At 50.7% G+C, this 21,981-nt stretch carries 29 protein-coding genes; 26 read left to right on the forward strand and 3 right to left on the reverse strand.

What is annotated here, in order from left to right:
- Window positions 1-13: 13 nt before the first annotated feature.
- From HV041_RS06260 to HV041_RS06350, 19 genes are all read left to right on the forward strand, one after another.
- On the forward strand, window positions 14-1,222 hold the full coding sequence (locus HV041_RS06260; RefSeq protein WP_121528417.1) for a phage major capsid protein: 1,209 nt from the start codon (window positions 14-16) through the stop codon (window positions 1,220-1,222).
- Between the two features lie 38 nt (window positions 1,223-1,260).
- Window positions 1,261-1,476 carry a hypothetical protein gene (locus HV041_RS06265; RefSeq protein WP_182294290.1) on the forward strand — a complete coding sequence of 72 codons (216 nt, stop codon included), beginning with the start codon at window positions 1,261-1,263 and terminating at the stop codon, window positions 1,474-1,476.
- Between the two features lie 32 nt (window positions 1,477-1,508).
- A complete protein-coding gene (locus tag HV041_RS06270) occupies window positions 1,509-1,832 on the forward strand; it encodes a head-tail connector protein (protein ID WP_182294095.1) in 324 nt (107 codons plus the stop codon).
- Window positions 1,829-2,242 (forward strand): phage head closure protein, encoded by a 414-nt coding sequence (locus HV041_RS06275; protein ID WP_182294096.1) that lies wholly within the window; start codon window positions 1,829-1,831, stop codon window positions 2,240-2,242. Before HV041_RS06270 ends, HV041_RS06275 begins: the two co-directional genes overlap by 4 nt.
- Entirely contained in the window at window positions 2,217-2,720 is a 504-nt protein-coding gene (locus HV041_RS06280; RefSeq protein ID WP_182294097.1) for a hypothetical protein, read from the forward strand. Before HV041_RS06275 ends, HV041_RS06280 begins: the two co-directional genes overlap by 26 nt.
- Window positions 2,720-3,280 carry a hypothetical protein gene (locus HV041_RS06285; RefSeq protein WP_182294098.1) on the forward strand — a complete coding sequence of 187 codons (561 nt, stop codon included), beginning with the start codon at window positions 2,720-2,722 and terminating at the stop codon, window positions 3,278-3,280. The genes HV041_RS06280 and HV041_RS06285 overlap by 1 nt, the downstream gene beginning before the upstream one ends.
- Window positions 3,281-3,288: 8 nt before the next feature.
- Window positions 3,289-3,465 (forward strand): DUF2635 domain-containing protein, encoded by a 177-nt coding sequence (locus HV041_RS06290; protein WP_075848493.1) that lies wholly within the window; start codon window positions 3,289-3,291, stop codon window positions 3,463-3,465.
- Entirely contained in the window at window positions 3,455-4,954 is a 1,500-nt protein-coding gene (locus HV041_RS06295; RefSeq protein WP_182294099.1) for a phage tail sheath subtilisin-like domain-containing protein, read from the forward strand. The genes HV041_RS06290 and HV041_RS06295 overlap by 11 nt, the downstream gene beginning before the upstream one ends.
- Window positions 4,954-5,310, forward strand: a complete 357-nt coding sequence (locus HV041_RS06300; protein WP_088583004.1) for a phage tail tube protein — start codon at window positions 4,954-4,956, stop codon at window positions 5,308-5,310. The genes HV041_RS06295 and HV041_RS06300 overlap by 1 nt, the downstream gene beginning before the upstream one ends.
- Window positions 5,310-5,633 carry a phage tail assembly protein gene (locus HV041_RS06305; protein ID WP_075848499.1) on the forward strand — a complete coding sequence of 108 codons (324 nt, stop codon included), beginning with the start codon at window positions 5,310-5,312 and terminating at the stop codon, window positions 5,631-5,633. Before HV041_RS06300 ends, HV041_RS06305 begins: the two co-directional genes overlap by 1 nt.
- A gap of 84 nt (window positions 5,634-5,717) precedes the next feature.
- On the forward strand, window positions 5,718-7,625 hold the full coding sequence (locus HV041_RS06310) for a phage tail tape measure protein (protein WP_182294100.1): 1,908 nt from the start codon (window positions 5,718-5,720) through the stop codon (window positions 7,623-7,625).
- A gap of 58 nt (window positions 7,626-7,683) precedes the next feature.
- Complete coding sequence (locus HV041_RS06315) at window positions 7,684-8,985, forward strand: DNA circularization N-terminal domain-containing protein (protein WP_182294101.1); 1,302 nt, start codon at window positions 7,684-7,686, stop codon at window positions 8,983-8,985.
- On the forward strand, window positions 8,982-10,061 hold the full coding sequence (locus HV041_RS06320) for a phage baseplate assembly protein (RefSeq protein ID WP_182294102.1): 1,080 nt from the start codon (window positions 8,982-8,984) through the stop codon (window positions 10,059-10,061). The genes HV041_RS06315 and HV041_RS06320 overlap by 4 nt, the downstream gene beginning before the upstream one ends.
- Window positions 10,061-10,609 (forward strand): phage baseplate assembly protein V, encoded by a 549-nt coding sequence (locus tag HV041_RS06325; protein ID WP_182294103.1) that lies wholly within the window; start codon window positions 10,061-10,063, stop codon window positions 10,607-10,609. The genes HV041_RS06320 and HV041_RS06325 overlap by 1 nt, the downstream gene beginning before the upstream one ends.
- Window positions 10,609-11,034: a phage GP46 family protein gene (locus tag HV041_RS06330; protein ID WP_005120666.1), complete on the forward strand. Its 426-nt coding sequence runs from the start codon at window positions 10,609-10,611 to the stop codon at window positions 11,032-11,034. The genes HV041_RS06325 and HV041_RS06330 overlap by 1 nt, the downstream gene beginning before the upstream one ends.
- Window positions 11,021-12,079 carry a baseplate J/gp47 family protein gene (locus tag HV041_RS06335; protein WP_182294104.1) on the forward strand — a complete coding sequence of 353 codons (1,059 nt, stop codon included), beginning with the start codon at window positions 11,021-11,023 and terminating at the stop codon, window positions 12,077-12,079. The genes HV041_RS06330 and HV041_RS06335 overlap by 14 nt, the downstream gene beginning before the upstream one ends.
- Window positions 12,070-12,651, forward strand: a complete 582-nt coding sequence (locus tag HV041_RS06340; RefSeq protein WP_137363642.1) for a YmfQ family protein — start codon at window positions 12,070-12,072, stop codon at window positions 12,649-12,651. The genes HV041_RS06335 and HV041_RS06340 overlap by 10 nt, the downstream gene beginning before the upstream one ends.
- Window positions 12,652-12,662: 11 nt before the next feature.
- A complete protein-coding gene (locus HV041_RS06345) occupies window positions 12,663-13,406 on the forward strand; it encodes an integrase (RefSeq protein ID WP_182294105.1) in 744 nt (247 codons plus the stop codon).
- A complete protein-coding gene (locus tag HV041_RS06350) occupies window positions 13,406-13,999 on the forward strand; it encodes a tail fiber assembly protein (RefSeq protein ID WP_182294106.1) in 594 nt (197 codons plus the stop codon). The genes HV041_RS06345 and HV041_RS06350 overlap by 1 nt, the downstream gene beginning before the upstream one ends.
- Before the next feature lie 21 nt (window positions 14,000-14,020).
- Here HV041_RS06350 and HV041_RS06355 read toward each other — a convergent pair whose 3' ends face one another.
- The gene (locus HV041_RS06355; protein WP_182294107.1) at window positions 14,021-14,263 is read right to left on the reverse strand and encodes a DinI family protein; all 243 of its coding nucleotides are present in this window, start codon (window positions 14,261-14,263) and stop codon (window positions 14,021-14,023) included.
- 21 nt (window positions 14,264-14,284) lie between these two features.
- Here HV041_RS06355 and HV041_RS06360 point away from each other — a divergent pair, with 21 nt between their 5' ends.
- The 3 genes from HV041_RS06360 (at window position 14,285) to HV041_RS06370 (ending at window position 17,234) form a co-directional block, all read left to right on the forward strand.
- Window positions 14,285-14,731: a S24 family peptidase gene (locus HV041_RS06360; RefSeq protein ID WP_226814009.1), complete on the forward strand. Its 447-nt coding sequence runs from the start codon at window positions 14,285-14,287 to the stop codon at window positions 14,729-14,731.
- Between the two features lie 385 nt (window positions 14,732-15,116).
- The gene (locus HV041_RS06365) at window positions 15,117-16,625 is read left to right on the forward strand and encodes a FliC/FljB family flagellin (RefSeq protein WP_182294108.1); all 1,509 of its coding nucleotides are present in this window, start codon (window positions 15,117-15,119) and stop codon (window positions 16,623-16,625) included.
- Window positions 16,626-16,709: 84 nt separating this feature from the next.
- Entirely contained in the window at window positions 16,710-17,234 is a 525-nt protein-coding gene (locus HV041_RS06370) for a phase 1 flagellin transcriptional repressor (protein ID WP_182294277.1), read from the forward strand.
- A gap of 383 nt (window positions 17,235-17,617) precedes the next feature.
- Here the strand turns inward: HV041_RS06370 and HV041_RS06375 are convergent, their stop codons facing one another.
- A complete protein-coding gene (locus HV041_RS06375) occupies window positions 17,618-17,956 on the reverse strand; it encodes a hypothetical protein (RefSeq protein ID WP_121584764.1) in 339 nt (112 codons plus the stop codon).
- Window positions 17,957-18,168: 212 nt separating this feature from the next.
- Between HV041_RS06375 and HV041_RS06380 the strand changes: the two genes are divergently transcribed.
- Window positions 18,169-18,639 (forward strand): SRPBCC family protein, encoded by a 471-nt coding sequence (locus HV041_RS06380; RefSeq protein ID WP_048211330.1) that lies wholly within the window; start codon window positions 18,169-18,171, stop codon window positions 18,637-18,639.
- A 121-nt stretch (window positions 18,640-18,760) separates the two neighbouring features.
- Here the strand turns inward: HV041_RS06380 and HV041_RS06385 are convergent, their stop codons facing one another.
- Window positions 18,761-19,780 carry a patatin-like phospholipase family protein gene (locus tag HV041_RS06385; RefSeq protein WP_121584763.1) on the reverse strand — a complete coding sequence of 340 codons (1,020 nt, stop codon included), beginning with the start codon at window positions 19,778-19,780 and terminating at the stop codon, window positions 18,761-18,763.
- Between the two features lie 320 nt (window positions 19,781-20,100).
- Here HV041_RS06385 and HV041_RS06390 point away from each other — a divergent pair, with 320 nt between their 5' ends.
- From HV041_RS06390 to HV041_RS06400, 3 genes are read left to right on the forward strand one after another with little or no spacing between them, the layout of a single operon-like run.
- On the forward strand, window positions 20,101-21,243 hold the full coding sequence (locus HV041_RS06390; protein ID WP_115643236.1) for a transglutaminase family protein: 1,143 nt from the start codon (window positions 20,101-20,103) through the stop codon (window positions 21,241-21,243).
- Window positions 21,221-21,577 (forward strand): mercuric transporter MerT family protein, encoded by a 357-nt coding sequence (locus tag HV041_RS06395; protein ID WP_121584762.1) that lies wholly within the window; start codon window positions 21,221-21,223, stop codon window positions 21,575-21,577. The genes HV041_RS06390 and HV041_RS06395 overlap by 23 nt, the downstream gene beginning before the upstream one ends.
- On the forward strand, window positions 21,574-21,855 hold the full coding sequence (locus tag HV041_RS06400) for a heavy metal-associated domain-containing protein (RefSeq protein WP_048211334.1): 282 nt from the start codon (window positions 21,574-21,576) through the stop codon (window positions 21,853-21,855). The genes HV041_RS06395 and HV041_RS06400 overlap by 4 nt, the downstream gene beginning before the upstream one ends.
- The last annotated feature ends 126 nt before the right edge of the window (window positions 21,856-21,981 follow it).

The raw sequence follows: 21,981 nt of genomic DNA on the forward strand, positions 1-21,981 counted from the left end.
TCAGGAGTTAATTATGTCAGTTGACGTTAAAGACGTAGAGCAGGTCGCGCAGGAACTGCAGGCGAAGTTTGATGCGTTCAAAGAAAAGAACGATAAGCGCCTGGAAGCAGTTGAACAGGAAAAGGGCAAGCTGGCGGGGGAGGTTGAAACCTTAAACGGCAAGTTGTCTGAACTGGATGAACTTAAATCTGCGCTGGAAGAGGAACTGAAGCAGGTTAAACGTCCAGCCGGTGGTTCTCAGAGCAAAGCCGCAAGCGAACATAAAACCGCCTTCATTGGTTTTATGCGTAAAGGTAAAGATGACGGGCTCCGCGAACTTGAACGCAAAGCTCTGCAGGTTGGTGTAGATGAAGATGGTGGTTATGCTGTGCCGGAAGAGCTGGATCGCACGATCCTTAATCTTCTGAAAGATGAAGTGGTGATGCGCCAGGAAGCGACAACCATTACAGTCGGCGGCGCTAACTATAAAAAACTGGTTAATCTCGGCGGTACGGCTTCGGGATGGGTTGGTGAAACGGATGCCCGCCCGGAAACCGATGCGTCTAAGCTCGGTCAGATTGAGCCGTTCATGGGGGAAATTTACGGTAACCCGCAGGCGACTCAAACCATGCTGGATGATGCCTTTTTCAACGTCGAAGACTGGATCAACAGCGAACTGGCCATTGAATTTGCAGAGCAGGAAGAAATCGCCTTTACCAGCGGGAACGGGACGAAGAAGCCGAAAGGTTTTCTGGCATACGCCTCCACGCTTGATCCGGACAAGACTCGTGCATTTGGTACTCTCCAGCACATTCTCTCTGGCGCTGCGGCGGGTGTAACGGCTGATGCGATCATCAAACTGGTCTACACGCTGCGTAAAGTGCATCGCAATGGCGCGAAGTTCATGATGAACAACAACAGCCTGTTTGCTATCCGAATCCTGAAAGATTCAGAAGGCAACTACCTGTGGCGTCCAGGCCTGGAACTGGGTCAGCCTTCATCTCTGGTTGGTTATGGTGTGGCAGAGAACGAACAGATGCCGGATATCGCTGCTGACGCTAAAGCAATTGCATTTGGCAATTTCAAGCGTGGTTACACCATTGTTGACCGCATCGGCACCCGTATTCTTCGTGACCCCTACACCAAAAAACCATTCGTTGGTTTCTACACCACCAAACGCACCGGAGGAATGCTGGTGGATTCTCAGGCCATTAAACTGCTGCAGATCGGCACTGGCGCTTAATTATCTGGGGCTTCGGCCCCGATTTTTTGAGGTGAAGCATGCCTGTATTGAAACAAAGCCTTAAGTGGTCTCCCGATGGCTGCCATGTAGAAACAATCCCTGCCGGTGAATACGAAGAGTTACCTGCCCGTGCAATTGAAATTGCTGCTCAACTTGGGATTCTTGGTGTTGATACCGAGATTGAACAGGAGATTGTCACGGAACATCCGGAACATCCAGCGCCAGAAAAAACAGATAAAAACGCCAAAAAATAACCCGCTTCGGCGGGTTTTTTACAGGTGAGCCTATGATTTTGTCCACTGAAGAAATAAAGCGTCAACTCAAGCTTGAAGAAGATGATACTTCAGAAGATACGCTGCTTAGTGCTCTGGGGGCGGCGGCAGAAGCTAGAACGAGAACCTTTCTTAATCGGCAGCTTTATAACAAAGGGGAAAGCATCCCTGAGACAGACAAGGATGGTCTTGTCGTTCCTGACGATCTCCGCCTTGCGATGCTTATGTTGGTGACACATTTTTATGAGAATCGCTCCGCTGTGTCTGAGGTAGAAATGCTGGATACGCCGCTCGCATACAAATGGATCGCCACTCCATACAGGTTTTATCCGCAATGAAACTACGTCAAACACAGACCAGCGCTACTTATTTGCTTCCTGACCCTGGCGAACTCGATAAACGAGTTAGTATCCGACAACGTGTCGATTCCCCGAGCGATGATATGGGGACTGAGCCAATCTATCCGGTCCAGTTTCCTGCCTGGGCAAAGGTAGTGCAAACCAGCGCCACTACTTACCAGGAGACGGCCCAGACCGAAAACGTTATTACGCATTACATCACCATTCGCTGGCGCAGGGGGATCACTACTGATTTTGAAGTAGTGCTGAATGACCTCGTGTACCGGGTTAAGCGAGTGCGTGACCTGAACAGCAAGCGGCGATATTTGCTTCTGGAATGCACTGAGTTGGGTGAGTTCCCGGTAAATACTGGAGGTAATTCCAATGGCGGAACCCTTTTTACACGTTGATTTTCAGCAGCCGAACGAAATGCGCTTCAACCGCGCGCGTGTCCGGCGTGCCTTTGTCACCATCGGCCAGCGCCATATGCGCGACGCACGCCGTCTGGTGATGCGCCGCGGACGTTCTGAGCCGGGGGAAAATCCCGGATATCAGACAGGCCGCCTGGCAAAATCAATTGGCTACATGGTGCCAAAAGCAAGTGGGCGGCGACCGGGGTTTATGACACGTATTGCACCGAACCAGAGGAACGGGCAGGGTAACCGGCTCATCACTGGCGATTTTTACCCGGCATTTCTCTTCTACGGTGTGCGCGGTGGCGCAAAACGTCGGCGCAGTCATCACCGTGGTGCTTCTGGTGGTAGCGGCTGGCGTCTGGCCCCGCGTAATAATTTCATGGTTGAGACACTCAACAAAAACAACCCGTGGACGCGTTACTACCTGACGCGTGAACTGAGGCTATCACTCAAACCGGAGAGGCGACGCTGATGAAACTGGCCCCGATTATTGCAGCACTACGGGCGCGTTGCCCGGAATTCCAGAATCGTGTAGCAGGTGCTGCGCAGTTTAAGGACTTGCCGGAAGTCGGAAAGATGAAACTGCCGGCGGCTTATGTTGTTCCCGGCGATGATTCGCCAGGGGAACAGAAGAGCCAGACTGACTACTGGCAGGATTTAACCGAAGGGTTTGCCGTCATTGTGTTTGTCAGCAATGGCCGGGATGAACGCGGTCAGTTTGCCTCATATGATGTTGTTCACGATGTGCGACAGTCACTGTTTAAAGCGCTCCTGGGCTGGAATCCTGAAGAGCGCGGAAACCCGATCACCTATGCAGGTGGTACGTTGCTTGATGTGAACCGGCATGAACTGAGCTACCAGTTCGACTTCACTGTATTGAATGAGCTGTCAGAAGATGACACCCGCCAGCAGGATGAACTGAACGATCTGGATGATTTTAAAACGCTGGCGATTGATGTTGATTTTATCGATCCGGGACATGGCCCCGATGGGGAGCCCGAGCATCACACAGAGATAACTCTTCCCTCCTGAGGAAACCCATGTTTGTAAAACCCAAAAACGGGCGGTCAGTACCTGACCCTGCCCGAGGCGACCTTTTGCCTGTTGAAGGGCGAAATGTTGAAGAAAGCAGTTACTGGCTGCGCCGGGAAGCCGCTGGCGATATCAGGCGCGTGAACAAAGTTAAACAGAAAAAGGTGGAAACCAATGACCGTTAGTTTCAGCACTATCCCGGCAAATACGCTGGTGCCACTGTTTTATGCTGAGATGGATAATTCGGCGGCAAATACAAGTCAGGAGTCAGCGCCGTCGTTGCTGCTGGGTCACGCAAACACCGGTGCGGCAATTGAGCCTGATTCGCTGGTACTGATGCCATCTGCTGATTATGCGAAACAGGTTTGTGGTCCCGGTAGTCAGCTTGCACGCATGGTTGCTGCGTATCGTAAAACAGATCCTTTTGGTGAGCTTTACATCATTGCTGTCCCTGAGCCAGCGGCAGGAGTGGCGGCCACGTATACCCTGACCGTAACTGGCGCAGCAACTGAGAGCGGCACGGTGAATGTTTATGTCGGGCGTACTCGTATTCAGGTAGCAGTTGTAAGCGGTGATGATGTTGAGGCTGTGGCATCAAGCATCAAAGATGCAATCAATGCTGATCCTATGTTGCCGGTTATCGCTTCGTCTGCTGCTGGCGTGGTCACTCTGACAGCGCGTCATAAAGGGCTGAGCGGGAATGACATCCCCGTGGTTCTGAATTATTACGGTTACGGTGGCGGGGAGGTTTTGCCCGCAGGCATAGCTGTAGCCGTCGCCGCAGGCACTGCCGGAACGGGGGCTCCGGTACTCAACGGTGCTATTGCCGCCATGGCCGATGAGCCGTTTGATTATATTGGTCATCCGTTCAGCGATTTGGCTTCGGTGAATGCATTTGTCAGCGAAATGAACGATACCAGCGGTCGCTGGAGCTATGCGCGCCAGCTTTATGGCCACGTTTACACCGCAAAACTCGGAACGCTTTCTGATCTGGTTGCCGCAGGCGATCAGTTTAACCAACAGCACATCACCCTGGCCGGGTACGAGAAAGAAACTCAGACTCCGGCAGATGAACTGGCAGCCAGTCGCACCGCACGTAATGCGGTCTTTATCCGTAACGATCCGGCGCGTCCAACCCAGACAGGTGAACTCGTGGATATGCTACCGGCACCAAAAGGGAAGCGCTTCACGATGACCGAACAGCAGTCTCTGCTGTCGCATGGGATTGCAACGTCATACGTTGAAAGCGGCACGCTGCGCATTCAGCGCGACGTTACAACGTACAAGAAAAACGCCTATGGTGTTGCCGATAACAGCTATCTCGACAGCGAGACGCTGCATACCAGCGCTTATGTCCTGCGCAGGCTGAAATCGGTTATTACCAGCAAATATGGCCGTCATAAACTGGCGAACGACGGTACGCGCTTCGGTCCTGGTCAGGCGATTGTTACCCCGGCTGTTATCAAAGGGGAACTGCTGGCGACTTACCGACAGATGGAGCGTGCCGGGATCGTAGAAAATTACGACCTGTTCAAGCAATACCTCATTGTTGAGCGTGACGCGACTGACCCGAACCGGCTCAACACTCTGTTCCCGCCTGACTATGTTAACCAGCTGCGAGTGTTTGCGGTCGTTAACCAGTTCCGCCTTCAGTATCAAGAGGAGTCCGCATAATGGCGCGCATTGCAGGTACCTGTTATTTCAAAATTGATGGTCAGCAATTATCCATGACCGGCGGTATTGAGGTACCGATGAATACCAAGGTCAATGATGATGTCATTGGCCTTGATGGCTCGGTGGATCGTAAAGAAACGCACCGCGCGCCCTATATCAAAGGCACCTTCAAAGTGCCGAAAGATTTTCCGGTCAACAAGGTCACGACCTCAGACCAGATGACCATTACAGCCGAACTGGCAAACGGTCAGGTTTATGTCTTGTCGTCTGCCTGGCTGCACGGTGAGGCAAACCACAACGCCGAAGAAGGTACGGCTGATCTTGAATTCCACGGTGAAGAAGGGGATTACCAGTAATGAAAGAGCTTAAACTCAGCAAACCGGTTCGTGCGCACGGTGAAGAAATCCACGTGCTGGAGTTACGGGAACCCACGTATGACGAAATTGAGGCTGTGGGATTCCCGTTTACAGTGTCTGCGGATGGAGGCGTCAGGCTGGACAGTGCCGTTTCGCTAAAGTACATCCCTGTACTTGCTGACATCCCTCGCTCTTCGGCAGCGCAGATGGCTAAGCTGGATATTTTTAAAGCCTGCATGTTGATCCTGAATTTTTTTACCCGGTCGGGGACGGAGCAAACCTCCGACAACGCTTCTACAACACCGCTTACTTCTGGCGAATAAATCCTCTTGATCTCCGGCGGACGGCGATTTCTGAGTTCCTGACGCTGGAGCGCGAGGCCGTTCGCATTAACGAGGAAATAAAACATGGCTGATGACTTTCAACTAAAAGCGATTATTACCGCCGTTGACCGGTTGTCAGGGCCAATGAAAGGGATGCAGAAAAAGTTAAAGGGATTTCAGAAGGAAATTGCCGGGCTGTCAGTGGGCGCTACTGCCGCCGGGGCGGCCATTCTCGGCGCACTGGCTATGCCTGTTAATGCGGCAATGGGATTTGAGTCGAAAATGGCCGACATCCGTAAGGTTGTTGATGGTCTGGACGACAGGAATGCCTTTGCAGCGATGAGCGACGATATCCTGACACTCTCCACCCAGTTACCGATGGCTGCTGAGGGTATTGCAGAGATCGTCGCAGCAGGCGGTCAGGCTGGCATCGCACGAAGCGATCTGATGCAGTTTGCCAGCGACGCGGTAAAAATGGGAGTGGCGTTTGACACCACCGCCGAAGAGTCTGGTCAGATGATGGCACAGTGGCGAACTGCGTTCAGACTGACCCAGGATGATGTGGTGGTTCTGGCTGATAAAATTAACTATCTGGGGAATACCGGGCCAGCGAATGCCGGAAAAATATCAGAGATTGTGACCCGAATCGGGCCGCTTGGCGAGATTGCCGGGGTTGCTTCGGGTGAGATTGCGGCGCTGGGGGCAACGATTGCCGGCATGGGTGTGGAGCCTGAAATTGCTGCAACAGGCATTAAAAACTTCATGAAAGCCTTAACTTCAGGTGGCGCAGCAACCAAAGCGCAGAGAACGGTTCTCGCCGCCCTGAAGATTAACCCGAAAAAGCTGGCTGCAGATATGCAGAAAGATTCGAAAGGCACGATGCTGAAGGTGCTTGACGGGATATCAAAAATCCCGAAAGAAAAGCAGGCTGCGGCGATGAATATGTTGTTTGGCAGTGAGTCTGCTGGTGCGATAGCACCACTTCTCACCAATATGGACCTGTTGCGTATCAACTTTGAGCGAGTGGCAGACGCCCAGCAGTACGGCGGCTCGATGCAAAAGGAATATGCTTCTCGTGCGGCTACCACGGAAAACCAGTTAACCCTGCTGAGAAACAGTGTTAACGCCATTTCTGTCACGCTGGGGGATACCTTCCTTCCGGTTATCAATGAAGCGGCAGAAGCCGTGATGCTATGGCTGGAGCATGTCCGCGACCTGGTCAGAGAAAATCCAGAGATGGTGAAGTCAGTCGCTAAACTCGGGGCAGCACTCCTGGTGGCCGGTAGTGCTGTTGGCGTTCTTTCACGCGCCTTCCGGATACTCAATAGCGTTATCAATCTTTCACCTGCGAAACTGGCGATTGCTGCACTGGCAGCGGGAGCTATGCTAATCATTAATAACTGGGATGATGTTGCGCCAGTTATTAAAGATGTCTGGCAGGAGGTGGATAATGTTGCGCAGGCAATGGGGGGATGGGAAACCATACTGGGTGGTGTTGGGATGTACATGACCGGTGCATTTACAGTGAAAACCATCGGTTCACTGCGTACAGCCTTTGCTCTTGCGAGCCAGTTATCAGGCGTTCTTGGGAAAATCGCCATGCTGGGTACCACGACAGTTCAGATTGCGGTTGCCATTTATATGTTTGAGCAACTCAAGGAAATCGCCGATGCGGCAAAAGAGGCCGATCATACCGACTCATTCTGGGATTCCCTGAAGAACCGCTGGAATTCAGGCGGCTGGTATAACAACAGGCAGCAAAGAGAAATGTTTGCGGGTCAGACTACAAGGGATAGCTATCAACCTGTAGTTCCACTGCTGAGACCCGGCGCCGCTATGGATCGGGCACTATCCCCACAGACGCAGCGTAGCGAGCTTAACGTGTCTTTCGATAATGCGCCGCCAGGAATGCGCGTTGCGACACCTGCCGGAAGCGCGACACCGTGGCTTTCTTACGATGTGGGATACAGTCGTTTTAGCAGAGGCAGTTAACTCATCAGTCATGTTCAATATAACCCGCTTCGGCGGGTTTTTTATGTCCGGAGTATTTATGGCGTGGAAAGATCGGCTGGTGGAAGCATCATTTCGCGGGGTTACATTTAAGACGGAAGACGAGGGGGCTCCGGTAGGTCGTCGTGTCGAAACGCACGAATACCCGAACAGAGACAAACCATATACTGAAGATTTGGGCAGGGTTACTTTTCGCCCGAATATCACAGCCTATGTTATCGGTGATGATTGTTTTGACCAGCGAGACAGGCTGATAGAAGCACTGAATAAACCAGGACCAGGCACTCTGGTGCATCCAACATATGGTGAGCTTAACGTCTGTGTTGATGGTGAGATCCGTGTTAGCACGACCCGTAGTGAAGGGCGGATGGTGCGCTTTGATCTGCAGTTCGTTGAAGCGGGTGAACTTGAATATCCAACTGCTGGTGCAGCAACAGCGAACACGCTGGTTTCCTCCTGCTCTGCTCTTGATGACTGCATCAGTGATAACTTCGACCAGTTTGGCATGGACGGAATGCCTGATTTCGTCCAGAACGGCGTGATTGACGATGCGACCAGCATGCTGGGCTATGTCTCTGACAAAATGGCGATGGTGGATTCCGGTATTTCCGCCGCCGCACGGCTAATGCAGGGTGATATTTCTGTTCTGCTCCCGCCGCCATCTTCAGGTAAAGGCTTTGTTGACCAGTTGCAGACAATGTGGCGTTCGGGGAACCGGCTCGCTGGTAATGCCAGCGACCTGTACACAATGATTAAAAATTTCTCCGGCATATCCCTGGGCAGCGATCTGGCTCCGCGTGGAGTATGGAAAACGGACAGCAGGACGACGCAGAACCAGAAGCAGCAAAGTAATTATGTTGCCAGTGCGATTCGCACAACAGCAATAAGCGAAGCGGCTTATGCTGTCACGACGTTACCCGCGCCAGTTATCACGACAGGCGAACAAAGCCTGCAGCCCACTGGCTGGCCTTCTGTGACTCATCCTGAGTTGAATAATGTACCAGATGAAACGGTAGTGGTTGATGTGCCGACGTGGGATGACCTCGTTGATATCCGCGACACGCTGAATACCGCTATTGATAAAGAGCTATCACGTACTACCGATGACCGTTTGTTTCTGGCTTTGCGCCGGGTGAAGTCTGACCTTAACAACGACATAAAACACCGCCTTGTGCAGACCCAAAAGACAGTTATCAGGACGCCTGATGAGGTAACTCCGGCACTGGTTCTGGCAGCGACCTGGTTCGATAACGCTGCACGGGAGTCTGACATTGTCAGGCGTAATGCTGTGGCTCACCCAGGCTTTGTGCCGGTATCTCCACTGAGGGTTCCTGTACGATGAACGATAACGTAACGCTGAGGGTTAACGGACGTGAATGGGGCGGCTGGACGTCAATTCGAATTGGTGCGGGGATAGAGAGGCTGGCGCGTGATTTCAGCGTGGAGATCACCCGGCAATGGCCCGGTGGAGATGGTGTTGCATCGCTTCAGCCTCGCGTTAAAAACGGCGACAAAGTAGAGGTGCTCATTGGTGATGATCTGGTGGTTACCGGTTGGATTGAAGCTACACCGGTCCGCTACGATGCGCATTCAATTAGCGTCGGAATTAGCGGGCGCAGCCTTACCGCCGATCTGATTGATTGTTCCGCTGAGCCGACTCAGTTCAATGGACAATCCCTCGTTCAGGTAGCATCGGCGCTCGCCAGACCTTTCGGTATAGCGGTTGTAAACGCTGGTGCACCGGGTGGCGCCATTCCCGGTGTACAACCCGATCACGGTGAAACGGTCATCGAAGTCCTCAACAAGATGCTTGGACAACAGCAGGCGCTGGCCTACGACGACCCTCTAGGCAGACTTGTTATCGGCGGTATTGGTAGCACGCGGGCTCATACAGCTCTGGTGCTGGGTAAAAACGTTATTTCCTGCGATACCGAGAAAAGCATTCGTGAACGTTTTTCAACCTACCAGGTATCGGGGCAGCGTGCCGGAAACGATGATGATTTTGGGGCTGCGACAACAACGGCGCTTCGCGCAAAAACAACAGACGCATCAATTGGCCGCTATCGTCCCATGGCAGTACAGCAGACGGGGCAGTCAACAGGAGCCAGTTGTATTGCGCGTGCTGAATTCGAGGCGCGCCAGCGAGCTGCACGTACCGATGAAACCACGTACACAGTGTGGGGCTGGCGGCAGGGTGACGGTTCACTGTGGCAACCAAACCAGCGCGTTATCGTCTGTGACCCCATTTGTGGCTTCAATAACCGCGAGCTGCTCATTTCTGAAGTGTCATTCACTAAAGACAACAACGGCACAATAACCGAACTACGTGTCGGGCCGCCGGATGCCTATCTGCCAGAACCTGAAAATGACAGCAAGAAGCGTGGCAAAAAACGGAAAGTCAAAGAGGACCCGTTCTGATGAGCGTGATGCAAAGTCTGCAAAGGCAACTGTTAGGACTCATTGGCCGCGCTGTGGTGAAGAGTATCAACGCGGCTTCTAAGTGCCAGATGATAGATGCTGAGTTACTGGCTGGGCAGCAAAAGGCGGGTATTGAGCACCTTGAACCCTATGGCTTCACTTCTCGTGCACAAGCGGGGGCTGAGGCTGTTGTTTTGTTTCCTGATGGTGACCGTTCTCACGCCGTTGCGATCACCGTGTCTGATCGTCGCTATCGCATGAAGGGGCTCAAAACGGGGGAGGTTGCTCTCTACGATGACCAGGGGCAGTCAGTCACGCTGACACGCGCCGGGATTGTTGTTGATGGTGGTGGCAAGGTGATTACGTTTAAAAACGCGCCTAAAGCCCGCTTTGAAATGGATATTGAGTCAACGGGCCAGATAAAAGACCTCTGTGATACTTCTGGCCAGACAATGTCGGCGATGCGTGTTGCTTATAACGGGCATAAACACAGAGAAAACGGGCAGGGCAATAACACCGATACACCTGATAAACAAATGGGGGTGTGATGGAACTTTGGCTTACGGTAAATGGGAAACGGGTAAGCGCCGGTTCTCAGCTTGATCCGCTCACCCGCGCTGTAGTGATTTCTTTATTCACCCACCGCCGCGCCGATCCTGATGATAACGCTGATGTTCCGATGGGGTGGTGGGGCGATACCTGGCCGGTTGTCGCGAACGACCGTTATGGTTCGAAATTGTGGCTACTCCAGCGGAGCAAGCTCACGAACGCCCTGGTGAATACCGTGCGCAACTATCTGCGTGAAGCTCTTCAATGGATGCTGGATGACGGTGTGGTATCTCGTATCGACATTGATATCCAGCGAACCGGTATTAATGAGCTGGGGAATACGATCGTCCTCTGGCGCCGGGATGGTCCGGTAACGATTTCTTTTAACGATCTGTGGAGTGTGATCACCAATGGCGGACAGTGAATTTCAGCGGCCAACATTGGCCGAAAACATCAGCATGATCCGCACAGACCTTTTTGCACGCCTTGACATCAATGATGAGCTTCGCCGCATGGATGAAGATGTCAGGGCCAGGGTTTATGCCGGGGCGCTGCATACGGTTTATGGCTATATCGATTATCTGGCGATGAATATGCTGCCTGATCTTTGCGATGAGTCATGGCTTTATCGGCATGCAGCGATGAAACGCTGCCCGAGAAAAGAGGCCGTGGCCGCATCAGGTTTTATGCGCTGGGATGGCGTAACGAACGGGGTGAAGGTGAGCGCCGGCTCGGTAATTCAGCGTGACGATCTCGTCCGGTACATCGTTCAGGCAGACGCAACAAGTGCCGGTGGCGTGCTTCGTGTACCCGTTGTCTGCAGCATGACAGGTATAACCGGAAATATGGATGATGGTGAGGCGCTCTCACTGGTTACGCCGGTTAACGGACTTCCTTCCGGCGGCATGGCCGATACGATCGCTGGCGGTTTTGATATTGAAGACCTTGAGGTCTGGCGGGCACGGGTTCTGGAACGTTACTACTGGACCCCGCAAGGCGGCGCTGACGGTGATTATGTTGTCTGGGCAAAAGAAGTGCCTGGCGTAACACGCGCGTGGACATACCGGCACTGGATGGGGACGGGAACGGTTGGCGTTATGATTGCCAGTAGCGACCTGATTAACCCGATTCTTGATGATGCAACAGTTGCTGCGGCTCAGGCACATATTGAACCGTTGGCACCCGTAGCGGGTTCAGACCTCTATGTATTTAAGGGGACGCCAAAAACGGTCAACTACACCATTGACCTGAACCCGGATACTCCTGAAATACGCGCCGCAGTAGAGGCCGAGCTTCGTTCATTCCTGCTGCGTGACGGCTATCCGGAAGGGACGCTTGAGCTGTCCCGTACAAACGAGGCAATTTCTATAGCCGCCGGTGAGTACAGCCATAAGCTACTTTCTCCAACAGTTGATACGCCAGTTGCAAAAAATGAACTGGCTGTACTGGGGGTAATAACGTGGGCGTGAGTAATGATGATTATGTCCAGTTACTGAGTGCGCTGCTTCCACCCGGACCTGCATGGTCAGTTGACGATGTTGCGATAAGTGGCGTAGCGCCTTCTTTGCTCAGGGTGCATCAGCGTGCTGATGAACTCATGCAGGAGTTTGATCCGCGTACCACAGCAGAACTTATTGGCCGATGGGAGCGGTGCTGCGGTCTGCCTGATGAATGCATACCATCAGGCACACAGACGTTACGGCAGCGACAGCAACGGCTGGACGCAAAAGTTAATCTTACCGGAGGAATCAACGAAGATTTCTATCTTCGTCAACTGGCCGCTCTGGGGAAGCCCGGCGCCACTATCACGCGCTATAACAAGGGACCTTTCAAATGTACGTCGTCGTGTATGGATGCGACCTATTCAACTGAATGGCGTTATTACTGGCAGGTAAATATGCCTGCTTCAACGGACGCCACCTGGATGACCTGCTCAGACAATTGCGAAACGCCCATTCGTTACTGGGGCGATACTGTTGCCGAGTGCGTTATCAATAAACTTTGTCCGTCCCATACCTACGTAATATTCAAATATCCGTAACCGGAGACATTATGCATCGCATTGACACACCTACTGCGCAGAAAGATAAATTCGGCGCGGGCAAGAACGGCTTTACTGCAGGTAACCCCCAGACAGGAACCCCGGCCACAGATCTTGATAACGATTATTTTGATATGTTGCAGGAAGAACTGGCGGGAGTTGTAGAAGCAACTGGCGTTGATCTGGATAAATCAAAACATAACCAGTTACTGACAGCCATGAAGGTACTACTGTTAAGCCGCGCTCACCCGTTTGCCGATATTAAAGCTGATGGGGCAGTTGCAGAGGCTCTCTCAAACCTTGGTTTGGGAGCGGGTGCTCCCCCTATTGGAATCCCGTTTTACTGGCCATTGGCTGCAATGCCAAATACGGTCATGCCGGAATGGTCGGATATGGTGTTTCTGAAACCCAATGGCGCCTCATTCTCTGCCGCCACGTACCCAAAACTGGCGCTGGTGTGGCCCGGCCTGGTTATTCCAGAAATGCGGGGAGAGTTTATTCGTATTTTTGATGATGGTCGTGGGGTTAACCCGGTACAGCCATTACTGGCGTGGGCGGATTCACGCCTTATTACACACACGCACGTTCTACCGACAGGAAGGATGGCTGTTGGCGTGGACGATGTGTCTTCAACCTGGGTTGCGGTAGAAAACGATGTGGCCACCCCCAAAATATCTACAAAACAGCAGAGCGGTGGAGCCGGTGAAACCGCACCACGTTCAATCGCATTTAACTGTCTGGTGAGGGCAAAATAATGAAACCTGTTTTTGACGAAAATGGACTGGCTATCGAGCCGGGGAATGTCACCTGCTTTTACTATGATGCAGCCACGGGAGAATACTGTGGGCTCTCTGATGAATTTATTCATCCTGGTGTCAGCATGCCAGGGCATTCAACGGATATCGATCCGGGAGAGAAACGGTCGGGATTTGTAGCTGTATTCAACGGTACTGACTGGGAGCAACAGCCAGACCATCGCGGCATTACCGTCTATTCGACTATGGACAGAACCCCGGAATTCGTTGATTACATAGGGGAGATTCGTTCAGGCTACACAACCGTTGCGCCATCCACTCAGTATGATAAATGGGATGGCGGCAAGTGGGTTACAGATGCCGACGCGCAGCGAAATGCGGCGATAGCCAACGCTGAAAAACAGCGTAGTCATTTGCTGGCCAGTGCCGATAAAGTAATGCTCGACTGGCGAACAGAGCTGATGCTGGGTGAAATCAGCGACGCCAACAAAGCTAAACTGTCGGCGTGGATGGCTTATAAAAACGAGGTTAAGGCGGTCGATGTGACAACTGACCCTGAGCATGTTAACTGGCCCGCTCTCCCGCCTGCGTAGGCTGTGCAGGATTGTAGAACATTATTCATTTGCCAGCCACATATCAGCCTCTTCAAACATTTCCTGAACAGTCCGGCTTATCTGTTCTTTCTCATGCTTACTGGCGTCAGTGTTGATCGCCGGCAGTGTCATCATCGGTTTTACCCGGACATCAGCATCCGGGAAAATCCGGTGAATCCTCTTAGTCAATTCGCCCAGAATGATGTCTTTTGCACCGGGCAGACCATCAAAATTCCTTTTGTCATAAACGAGTTCCACGAACATTGCGCATTACCTCTTTACTGGATGTATATACAGTACTTATACTGTATTTCTATCCAGCATTCAAGAGAGGGTACTGACATGGGATTCCCATCACCTGCGGCAGATTATGTTGAAACACGAATCTCCCTCGACCAGCAGTTTATTCGCCATCCATCAGCAACGTATTTTATGCGGGCTGCGGCTTCGTATTATCGTGAAGGGATACTGAATGGTGCGCTGCTGGTTATCGACTCATCTTTATCGCCATGTGATGGTTCGTTGTTGATATGTGCGATGGATGGAGAATTCAGGATTAAGCGATACCGGGCGCACCCGAAGCCGCACTTGATAAACCTGGAGAACGGGAGAAGGGAAGCGATACCAGCCGAAAAGGAAGGATACGGCACTTCGCTACCGGTGTTCGGGGTGATCACCTATATCATTAATGATGCGAGGCTGGGGGAGTTTGATGACTGTCCTGTCATGTGATGGCAAAAACAAAAAAGCCCGCACGGGCGGGCAATGATATGCTTGTTTTGTGTTCAAATTTATTATGGGCAAGTTGAGTATCGGCATGAATAATGACTAATTTAGTGCTGATTAAAAATAATTCTTAGCAAGAAAATTAATTCCAAGTGATTACGGAGAGTGACAGTTTCTGTGTCGGGTGTATTTTACATTTTTAAGAAAAATGCCCTCGTAAAAGCAGCAAAGAAAAGAAGTAATCCACCAGGTTTAAGGGTTGGTTTTGTTTAAGTTCATTTGGAAACAGCTAGTTGTTGAGATTAAAAAAAATAGTAAAGTTTAATTGATTGATGACGATAACTTGAATGACACAGGCAAGCCTGGCGTAATAACCCAAAAGGAATATTTTATGGCACAAGTTATCAATACAAACAGCCTGTCGCTGTTGACCCAGAATAACCTGAACAAATCTCAGTCTTCTCTGAGCTCCGCTATTGAGCGTCTGTCTTCCGGTCTGCGTATCAACAGCGCGAAAGACGATGCTGCTGGTCAGGCGATTGCAAACCGTTTCACCTCTAACATCAAAGGTCTGACTCAGGCGTCCCGTAACGCTAACGATGGTATCTCCATCGCGCAGACCACTGAAGGTTCTCTGTCTGAAATCAACAACAACCTGCAGCGTGTTCGTGAGCTGGCGGTTCAGTCTTCTACTGGTACCAACTCCCAGTCTGACCTCGACTCCATCCAGGCTGAAATCACTCAGCGTCTGAACGAAATCGACCGCGTATCCGGCCAGACCCAGTTCAACGGCGTGAAAGTACTGGCAAAAGACAACACCCTGACCATTCAGGTCGGTGCTAACGATGGCGAAACCATCGATATCAACCTGAAAGAAATCAACTCCAAAACCCTGGGTCTGGATTCACTGAACGTACAGAAAAAATATGATGCTACTGACGTTGCAGCAGATCTTAACTTGGGATACAAAGACTCCACTACAGTGGCCGCATTTAAAACCACTAATTTTGCTACTGATGCTAAAGCAGTGGGTAAATTTGGTGCGACCGTAGACGATGCAACTGCTACTAATTTTAAATTTGATGCTGCCAGTAATAAATACTATGCAGATGTTGCATCAGTTAAAGATAACTCTGTAGATGGTACTTATGAAGTTACTGTTGCTAATAATGGCGAAGTAACTTTGAAAGATGCCACTAAGGACACAGTTCCTGCTGGGGCCAAAACTGTCTCGACTCTGCAAGACAAAGTAATGCCTGACCTTGCTGCGGCAAAAGCTGCTCTCGAAAAAGGCGGGGTTTCTTCTACTGAAGCTGCTTCAGCGACTTTGGTTAAGGTGTCCTTTACTGATAAAAATGATAAAGCCATTGATGGCGGTTACGCGCTGAAAACTACAAGCGGTAAATATTATGCTGCATCAGTTGACGAATCTAACAAAGTATCCATTAAAGAAGTAGCATATACCGATGCAAATGGAAAGGCCGCAACTGCTGCTGTCCAACTCGGTGGTGTCAATGGTAAAACCGAAATTGCTAACGTCGGTGGTAAGGACTACCTTGCAGAGAAAGTAAAAAATCACAATTTCAAAACTGAGCCTAAAGTGAATGAAATTGCGACTGCTACTACCGAAAGCCCGCTGGCTAAAATCGACGCGGCGCTGGCGAAAGTTGCTGACCTGCGTTCCGACCTGGGTGCGGTACAGAACCGTTTCAACTCTACCATCACCAACCTGGGTAACACCGTCAACAACCTGTCTGAAGCCCGTAGCCGTATCGAAGATGCTGACTACGCGACCGAAGTGTCCAACATGTCTCGTGCAAACATTCTGCAACAGGCGGGTACTTCTGTTCTGGCGCAGGCAAACCAGACCACGCAGAACGTCCTGTCTCTGCTGCGTTAATTTACACTTATCGCGCAAACCCCGCTCCGGCGGGGTTTTTTTCGTTTAGAATAATGCTTTCAGGATTGAATGGATGTTCTGGTAATGAATGATATTTCTTATGGGCGAGTGGCTGAAAAGTGGCCACGTGACTATTCAATGCTCGCTCGTCGGATACAGTTTCTGCGTTTTCATGATTGCCTGGTTAAGATGGTTAGCTGCAATGGGCAGTTGATAATTGGTTACATCTCAAAATTCAATCAGAATGAGAACTTAATTCTGGCGTCAGATACTCCTAAAGGAAGCAACAGAATCGAAGTAAAACTGGAGTCTCTTGCTTCTCTTGAAGAGCTGCAGGATAACTCTGGAATTGTTACTGAGTTAGTGACTAGTGGGACATTCAACACACAGCCATATGAGCCAACAAAGCAGGATTTTTTTTCAATATGCAATAAGTGTTTCAAGCAAGGGGTAGGCATAAGGGTTTATATGCTTGATGGCAGAATTATTGTAGGGGATACCACGGGTGTTAATGCTTGCCATGTTGGAATTAAAGTACCTGAAGGCAACCATATGCAAATCATGTTTGATTGGGTTAGTAGGATCACTTCATCAGATTATGTTGAATAGGGCTCAGGTAATCACGCACAGTGGATCTTCACGACTGTAAAAGCTTCACCATTGGGGTCCGATGGCTAGCGGTAACCTTTTGAATGTTCAGATAATAAAAAAATGAATTAATGGTGAAATAATCCTTTAACTTGTTGATTACTATCGATAATGCGCATGATTTAAAATCCCTCGGCGTTCGCGCTGTGTGGGTTCAAGTCCCACTCCGGGTACCATGGGAAAGAACAGAATAATCAAAGCAATAAGCAGTGTCGTGAAACCACCTACGGGTGGTTTTTTTGTGCCTGAAACTTACTGACAGCTAATAGTGTGCGTCACAATACCCACCAATAAAGCAAAACCGCCAAAACGGCCCAGTCACCAACATGATTTAGCCCATTCGCTTATCGGCGAATAGGCGTGCTCAGCATAAACCCTCCCCGGGCCGGGTTGTTCATGAACCCATCACGGGCGGGGTTATGGTCCTGGAAACCGCTCATTATGAGGGGATCGTTAATGCCATCCTGAATCGCAAAGGGTCTGTGGATCCGGCTACGGGCTCTGAGCGTAAACGCAAAATCATCCGCGCCGCCAATCACGATAACGCCATTGCCGGCAGCTAACGCAGCACTCAATTCTTGCTCTCGTTGAGCCTGACGTTGCAATGTGCCGGCTGCAACAGATGAAGACGTCAACAGCAGTAGTGCAAGGACGGCGCATGAAAATACCCGTGGCAGTTTCATGATAAATACTCATAAATAATGTGGCTATTAAAGTATAGCGTTTAATGGCGCTCTAATCCGGGCGGTAAAACCATTTTCTGGCGGCTGAGGCGGTGATTCTGGAGGGCCTGGCTGTATTAAGCACTATAATAAAAACAGCTCACAGGTGATTATGCCTGTTCGTAGCACAGGCAGGTGCCGCAGATTTTTCACCCCATAGGGGAGAGAAGGCGATGACTGACTATCAGTTTTCCACAGTCTGGCGGGTTGAGGCTTCACTGCAGGATGTCTGGGATGTTTTCTCCCACCCGGATCAGTGGCCAGAATGGTGGAGAAGCCTTGAGCGTGTTGTTGAGATCAAGAAAGGCGATATACAGGGGATCGGAGCGTTGCATCGTTACACCTGGAAGGGTGTACTTCCGTATCGTTTAACCTTTGATATCAATGTATTAAATATTATGCAGTACTCTCTTCTTGAAGGTGCTGCCAGCGGCGAGGTTGAAGGGCGCGGGGTATGGTCTTTTATTGATACCGGTAAGGAGACGATTGTCAGGTACGACTGGAATGTACGAACCACGATTCGTTGGATGAATATACTTGCCCCACTGGCGGCGCCGGTATTTCGCTGGAACCACGATACGGTAATGCGCGAGGGAGCGAAGGGATTAGCCCGTAAACTTGGCACCCATGTGTATATATTTTGATTCAGAACCTATCCCATCAGGGCTATTTTGCTTGCCATTTCGCCGCTGGGCAGTGCTCAAACTGTTTGCGCCAATGACGTCTGCCAGGATAGGTTTTAGTTCTCTGTTCTCAGGGGCTGTTTTATCCCTGAAAGTTAAAAATCCCGCCGTTGCTAACTAACAATGCAGCAATTTCATTTAACGTCTTGTCGAATTCCGCTGCATTTTGCAGTCCTGCGTTATGCAGCTGTTCTAAATTCTCTCGCGATGCGTTATCCAGCGTTGGATCGGCACCATATAATTCGGGTTGAAGCCTGTAATATTTTGCGTTTTTTACCGTTGAGGCGCTTTGTTGTAAATAGTAGGCAGTCATCTGCGGACCGCCTTCGAGCGCGATATCGATAGCGGGTTTCGCCCAGCCAAAGGGTCCCCAGTCTTTAACCTCTGAATATGAATAACCCTGCAGCTTTTTACCGGTACCCAGAGAGACAATGATCATGTCTTTGATGCCAGCGACGTTTGAAAACTTAATCGCCTCGGAATAGGCACACAGTGCTGGATCGTTCGCCACGACACCACCATCGACCAGGACATACTTTTGCGGCAATGGGGGAAGTGAGTAAATACGCGCTGCTTCGAAGTACGTCGGTGCTGCGGAGGTACCACGTAAAACATCTCTGACCAAAAAATCCCGTTTTTTGGCTACGGCAGAGTGTTGTTTGAAGATCACAGGAAGACGACTGCTGACATCATAAGCAACAAAGCAGGTTGGTTTTAATAATTCACTCAGTTTCGTATCACCGAAGGCTGTTTTTAATACTCGCTCCAGTTCTGTTGCCGAGTATTTTTCATCACTGACACCGCCTAATGAAGTGATGTTTTTCCAAATGCCGACGTCAAAAATCTCATCGCCGTCCTGAAGATAGAAGTTGACGGCTTCCTGTGCGGAAAATTTGGGGTTTCCTGTCGCGTCGGGACACACATAGGCAGAACAGAGGATGGCACCAGTACTGGTGCCTGCAACTAAATCGAAATAATCAGCGATTCTTGCTGTTGGCTTTTTTACTCTTTCTTGTAACTTTTTCTCCAGTGCGACTAATAGCATACCTGGCAGGATGCCTCTGATGCCACCGCCATCAATAGACAGTATTCTCATCGCCATTTTGACTTCCCCTCAGTGTATGAAACATGAAAGCGGAGGACTACATGTGGAAGTGCCTGCGTTTAAATATAGACAGGTTTTCGGCGGTGTTTCCTTAATGAGAATGAGGGATCTTCATGCCGCCATTACTGTACTTTCTCGCCGGTAAGTGGCTTAATGGCGACCACGTAGTTTCTTATTTCATTCACAGTTAACAGGTCTGTTATTGATGAATAACCTCCATCGACTCGCCTTTTTATGGAAGCGTCTGTCTGCTGTGATGATCGCCTACGGTTTGTTATTCAGCCGCCGCTCAACTCTCATAACATGGACAGACAGCAATGCAACGTCGACAATTTCTCAAAAATAGCGTTCTCCTTTCCGCCGCCGGTATAGTCGGCCCTTCGATTGTTAGCCGCACGGTCCAGGCTGCTGAGCCTGCAATCGTGCCTGTGGCACGTCGGCGCTTTGTGCTATCGCAAACGTATAAGCTCAACCCACCAAAGGGGTCGAATGGTGTCGTGAAGTTGTGGATCCCTTTGCCGGTTGATACCGCATTCCAGCAAATGACGAATCTTGCTTTTAGCGGCAATTATAAACAGGCGTACGTCACAACCAACAATGCTTATGGCGCGAAAACGTTGTTTGCCAGTTGGCCTGACTCGCAGGGAGAACTGCTGATCAAGGTTGATCTCGACATTGAGACAGCCGATTGGGAACCACTGCAACATGACGCGCTAAAAAACTGGCAAGCACCGGAACAGATTACGTATCCGCTGGATGCAAAACCGTATCTGCTGCCAACAATGCACACACCGATTGATGGGCAGGTCCTGGAAACGGCGCGTAAAATTACCGGTAATGAACAAGATCCGCTGAAAAAAGCTCGCCTGATATACGAGTGGGTGAGCAGTCATATGGAGCGTGATAATGACGTTATCGGCTGCGGAACCGGGGATGTCGCGGAGATTTTGAAAAGCGGAAAGCTCAAGGGCAAATGCACCGACATGAGCTCTGTTTTTGTCGCCCTGGCCCGAGCCAGCGGCATTCCTGCACGTGAATTGTTCGGGATTCGTCTGGGGAAAGCAAACAAGCTGGAGCGCTACTCAAAAAGCGCATTTGGCAAAGCCGACAGTGCAGGTGTTGCTGATGTTAGCGGGGGACAGCACTGCCGTGCGGAGTTCTACCTGGCGGGTTACGGTTGGTTACCATGCGATCCGGCCGATGTGACCAAAATGCGTCTGGCGGAGAAAAAAACGCATCAGGATGCGGACGTCCAGGCAGTGAATACCTATCTGTTTGGCAACTGGGAAATGAACTGGGTTGGCTTCAACTATGGTCGTGACTTTGAACTGTACCCGGCTACTGAGCAGGGAGCGATGAACAACTTTGGTTATCCTTATGCTGAAGTAGACGGTGACCCCATCAATTTCTATGACCCGAAAGCGTTCTCTTACCACTATGTCGCAACAGAACAACGCTAAAGGGGCGGGATTGACCCTGCTGACGGCCGCCGCGGCTGCCGTCACGGCTGGCTTATGTTGCGTCGGACCGCTGCTGTATCTGCTGTTTGGTATTTCGGCGGCGAGCTTTGCCGTGTTCACTCAGTTTGAGTTTCTGCGCGTTCCCCTGATGCTGCTGTCCTTAGGGCTATTATTACGCGTTTTCTGGCGACTCTACTTTTCTAAAAAGCTATGGTGTTCCGGATGGCTGTCCCTGAAGCAAGCGCGCGTTCTTTACTGGTGTGCGTTGGCGCTGATTCTGCCCGTGTTGTTTTACCCCACGATCTTGGCCTGGTTTTATGAGGTGTTTGAGTGAAGATTATTACGTTAATCGCATGTTTGCTGTTGCCATTGTGGACTCAGGCTGCCAATCAGAAAGTGGTGCTGGATATCCAAAATATGACCTGCTCGTTATGTGTCATTTCGGTCAATCAGGCGTTACGTGAAACTGATGGGGTGATTAAAGCCAAATCTTCGCTCAAGACCCGGCAGGCAGAGGCTATCGTCCCGGAGGGATTTTCTACCGATACGCTACTTAACGCGGTGGCGAAAACGGGATATACCGCAACGTTGAACCGTATTGAGCCACAATAAACCACCTTCGGGTGGTTTTGTTCTGTTTTCCGCGTATGATGCCCGGCGGCTGATGCTCCCTTTTGTGCGTTAACTACCGGAATTCCCCTCGTTTCCTGTTAACCTGAATTGGCGGTACCTGTAAGC

The sequence above is a fragment of the Citrobacter sp. RHBSTW-00029 genome (assembly GCF_014104295.1).
GTDB classification, from domain to species: domain Bacteria; phylum Pseudomonadota; class Gammaproteobacteria; order Enterobacterales; family Enterobacteriaceae; genus Citrobacter; species Citrobacter youngae.